General features: G+C 59.3%; 4 protein-coding genes. 1 reads left to right on the top strand and 3 read right to left on the bottom strand.

Going from position 1 to position 4,509, the window contains the following annotated elements; all coding sequences use genetic code 11:
* Nucleotides 1-80: 80 nt before the first annotated feature.
* Complete coding sequence (locus tag FHJ30_RS21175; protein ID WP_139031213.1) at nt 81-485, top strand: VOC family protein; 405 nt, start codon at nt 81-83, stop codon at nt 483-485.
* A 63-nt stretch (nt 486-548) separates the two neighbouring features.
* On the opposite strand, the gene FHJ30_RS21170 is transcribed toward FHJ30_RS21175, so the two are convergent.
* The 3 genes from FHJ30_RS21170 to FHJ30_RS21160 form a co-directional block, all read right to left on the bottom strand.
* Nucleotides 549-794, bottom strand: a complete 246-nt coding sequence (locus FHJ30_RS21170; protein WP_171059167.1) for a hypothetical protein — start codon at nt 792-794, stop codon at nt 549-551.
* Between the two features lie 56 nt (nt 795-850).
* Nucleotides 851-3,088, bottom strand: coding sequence for a site-specific integrase (locus FHJ30_RS21165; RefSeq protein WP_139031211.1), 2,238 nt, complete (start codon nt 3,086-3,088; stop codon nt 851-853).
* Between the two features lie 157 nt (nt 3,089-3,245).
* Nucleotides 3,246-4,427: a tyrosine-type recombinase/integrase gene (locus FHJ30_RS21160; RefSeq protein WP_139031210.1), complete on the bottom strand. Its 1,182-nt coding sequence runs from the start codon at nt 4,425-4,427 to the stop codon at nt 3,246-3,248.
* Between the last annotated feature and the right edge of the window lie 82 nt (nt 4,428-4,509).

The following is a 4,509-nucleotide window of genomic DNA, read 5'->3' as shown; positions in this document are numbered from 1 at the left end:
GCTTCTCTGCACTTTGCAAGTGAGACGTCAGCGGCGGACCTGAAAAAGGATGGGACCTGGACTTGTGAAAGACTCGCGACGTGAACGATGACTTCAAAGGCGTCCTGCACCACATTGAGTTGTGGGTACCGAACCTGAGCCGGGCTAAGAACGAATGGGGTTGGATCCTGTCCAGCTTGGGATACGAGAACTATCAGAACTGGGGCAGCGGAATCAGCTGGAGGCTTGGTCCCACATACATCGTCGTTGAGGAATCACCCGACCTGAGCAGCCAAGAACATCAGCGCACAGCGCCAGGACTAAACCACTTGGCGTTCAAGGCCGGGAGCCGAGAAAGTGTAGATGCATTGGCTGGCGAGAGCGGACATCACGGCTGGAGCCCGCTGTTCGTGGATGAATATCCAAATGCGGGCGGTCCGGACCATTACGCTGCCTACCTCGTAAACTCCGATGGCTTCGAACTAGAACTCGTCGCCAGCTCGTAGGAACGACGCCCCATGGGGAGGCGCCCACTCGTGTGCCGGTCTGGTACGAGGGCTGCGCTTTTGTCAGCTTGCGGCCTGTCGGCCGGCCTCGCAACGAGCTGCATGAACAGTGATCCCAACACTGACTGAAAAACTCAGGATCAGTGCCAGGAATCCGGCAGTGACGGCAACAAAGTAGCTCGCCGGATCCGGCACGGAATCGACTACGGGTTCCATGTAGAACCAGATGGTGGCGCCGGCACTGACTCCGAGCAAGGCGATTAGGCCTGTCGAAACCCAGGCGGCAATTGCCAGAATGACCATCTTCATATTTCCCCCAATGTGAACGAATGTAGCCCGCCAGGTCCTGAATCCCAGCTGCCTAATCACCGTATGGCAGGCATGCCCAGATTAGTCGGACCGCGATTGTCTGATCTTTGTGCGTTGGCGCGTTTTTCTTCGAGGAATTGAAGGGTGAGGTCGATGCCCTCGAGTTCGCCCAGCCAGCCCTTCGTTTGGGCGAGTTCGCGGCGCGCTATGAGATCGGTATTGATTTCGTCGAGCCGGGCGATCATGCCAGGGTCCACTTCGAGCATGGGGCAGCGGATGCAGGCGTGTTCGTGTTCACAGGGGGTGGCGTAGGGACGGGCGCAGTTGCCGAGCTCTACCTTGCGTTTGTCGAAGTGTTCTTCGAATTCAGCCCATTCGGTCTCGGTTGGAGATTTGTATTCTCGTGCCGGGCGGGCGGCGCGGCGCTCATTGAGGTGTTTTTGGTAGTGCCGGATAACGTCCTCGCGGAAGACGGTGACATAGCCGTGGGTTGTTTGGATATCGAGGTGTCCCAGGAGTGCGGCGCCGATGTGGATGGGCAGACCGTTATTGACCAGGTCCGTAGCCAGAAGGCGGCGGAAGTCGTGCGGTGTGAAGCGGCAACCGCCCAGCTCGGGATGGTCGATGGCGACGGCGTCGCTGAGTTTGGCCAGTTCATCACGAAGCGTTCCGGCGTTGATCACCTCGGTGCGTTGTCCGATGGTGCGCTGGAAGAGGAACGGCAGCGGCTCGCTGGTGACTCTTTCGGATGGGTTGAATCGAGTCGCCAGTGGCACGCTTTCCCTGTTCCTGGTCAGGCGCCGGATGATCGTGGCGATGACGTGAAAAAGGTCAGGGCTCATGGGGATGACACGTTCCCGATCATTTTTTGAGGGAGCGACAACCAGGAGTGCGACGATTTCGCCGTTCGGTCGGATGTATTGACGGATGCTCAGCTGCGACAATTCCAGCAGTTCGTCGCACCGAAGGCCGGTATGCCTCAAGGTCTCAACAGCCGCCCACTGCCAAAACACGGCGTCCTCGATGAACGTCACATTGATCTTGCGGTTGGCGGACAGATCAAGCACGCGGACGTTCGATACTCCATGGAAACGGCGGTGCCTGGCATCTCCTTCGGTATAGAGCCGTTGATACTGCTTCCCACCGACGGTGATGATCTCGTCTTTGCGGGTGTCGCCGGCCACTTTCAGAAGTTCATGGAAGTGATCTCTGCGTTGTGTGGCAGCGGCGATGAATGCTGGCAGCACTGGCTGTAAGAGGCGAATTCTGGAGTCCATGCGTTCTTTTGCCCGGCGGGCCGCTTTGCCCAGCGTCCGGGTCTCTCTGCCAGCGATCGGGCAAGGCGCTACCCATCGGGCCCAGCGTTCTGGTTCTTCGGCCGCCCAGCCCTGCAGGTCAAGATAGAAGGCCCTGATATTGGTCATGACGGCTTCGAGTTGAAGGCGTGGCTTTCCATCCCGGCGGAGGGCCACCACGGCCCGCCAGCTTTCGTAGTGCTCTTGCGAGATGACGAAATTCGGCTGGCCGGGGTTGATCTTTTGGAGGCCCGTCCAGAACTTCCCGCAAATGTCTTCTGCCAGGTCCCGGAGAGTGGCGTGGTCGATGTCGTGGCTGCGCCGGGTCAGGTAAGCAACGAAGACGTCGCGGATGTCCGGGTTGATGATGTTGTGTTTGTCGACCAGTTCAGCTGGCTTCTGAGCCGGGGATCGCATTGCCCCGCGGAGAGTTGGCGGGACTTGGGCGGGAAAGTGCCCGGATTCAGACATCACCCGCCAGGCAAGGTAACCGACATGCGTTTCGTAGCCACCGCCCCATCCGCCTTCGCGCGTGGCAATGGCGTAGTGCAGTAATGCCTCAGCGCTCAGGTCAGCGAACCGGATTCCTTGGGTCGTTAGTGCTGATGCCACATCCATCCGCGCGCAGCGTTTGAAGTGATTGGACGTGTCCTGTTGTTCAACGAGGGCCAGGAAGCGGTTCAGATCCGGGTCGTTTTGTGCTTGCTCAAAATGCTCGTGGTAGCGGTAGAACGAGTTGATCTTGAAGGCTTCCAGCGAAGGACGGATGACCCGTAGACAGCACAGGAGCATTAGTGAATGCCCGAGTTCGCCGTCCAGACGGAAGTTTCCCGTGGTCAGCTCACGTATTTTGCGGTGACCATCATTGAACCCTGTCGAGAGCCATTTCTCCTGCCAGGTCCGGCCGGCATGCCTGACGAGATAAGACAGCAGCCACTTCAGCCCGTGATGTCGGAGTGATTCACGTGGCTGCGTGCGGGGCCATATCGTGTCAGTCAACGAGATGATGCTCTCAGGACTTGCCGTGTCCAAGTCACCGCGCGGCCATGGCGGAATCTCCGGTCGCGCCGCCGGAGCAGCGATGATGACGGTTTGGTTCCGGGTTCTGCCGGGAACAGCTGCGTTTATCGGCCGCTGTTGTGGTCGTTTAAGGGCCTTAGGCACCGAACACCACTGAGAAATCGTCGGGATCGTAGCCCGGAGTTAGCGTTGGTTGCGGCCGTGGGGATGCCATGTGCTCTTGTACTTTTTGGAAGACCTCATCGACCCGGGGCCGTAGATAGGGAGCCATCGAGGAGACCTGCCGGTGCCGGCTCACGGCCATGATTTCAGGCAAGGTCAGATTCGGGTCCGAGACCATGCGGTTGATGGTCGTGTGTCTGAAGTCATGCAGAGACCAATCCGTGCCCAGCACGGCATTCACCCGTTGCAGCATTCGCCGGGCGGCGTGATACGTCAAGGGCCGCGGTTTGCCGTGGAGCGCCCGCCAGATCAATTCATCTGGCCTGGGAACTCCGTGCTCATGGAAGTACATGGTCAGATACCGCAGGGATTCCGGAGACACAGGCACCGGTTCCAGGACACGGGATCCTTTCGATACGACCCAAACGCGTTGCCCAGGCCAGTCGATCTGATCGCCGTGGACGCCGAGCAGCTCGCTCGCGCGGGCCCCGGAAGACACATACATACTCACCAGGGCTCGATCACGGTTCGTCCGCAGAGCCTCCATCAAACCGGCGAAAAGGTCATCCGGGATGGAACGGGGCAGCCATTCGGACTTCTTCTGCCGCAAAGGAGCCCGACCTACTCCTGGTGCTGTTTCGGTCCTGCCGCGATGAACCATGCGTCTCCGCCCTGCAGCCTCAGGAACCGGGTTGATAAGAGGACCACGACCGAAGCGTGAGTGGTAGGAGTAAAACGACGAAATCACCGAAAGGGCGTGATTGATCGTTGCCGGCGCATAGCCCCCGACCAAGGGACGCTTACCTGTGCGCGAATTCCTGCCCCGCTGACCGGTCCCCCGCCGCTGAGGATTCACCGCGGACCGCATCCACCCCACCAGGACCTCGACCTCCGCACGAGTGGCCTGCTCCCATCCACTGCCGAGCAGACCAAGAATGCGCCACCACCTGAGCAAGTCGTTGCCGTAAGAGCGGACGGTCAAAGGGCTCATATCGCTCAGAACAAGATCACGAAGGAACAATGAGAAGTCCGCGATCTCTTGCCCCTTGTCGTCGATGACGACGTAAGGCAAGAGGCCCTCCGTTCTCGGGACTACCGCGCCTATCGCCAGCAGGCCAATCTGTCCCTCGAGCAGTTTGAGCCGCACTTCGTCCACGAGAACCACCTCTCCGGAGAACCCTGATCCAGACTCTACGACGAAGTTCAGTTAACAGGACTGACTGCATCAGCTTGTTGTT

The organism is Arthrobacter sp. BB-1 (assembly GCF_006151685.1).
Taxonomy (GTDB): Bacteria; Actinomycetota; Actinomycetes; order Actinomycetales; family Micrococcaceae; genus Arthrobacter.
The sequence above is the reverse complement of the archived record's forward strand: the minus strand, read 5'-3'. Positions and strand labels throughout refer to the sequence as shown.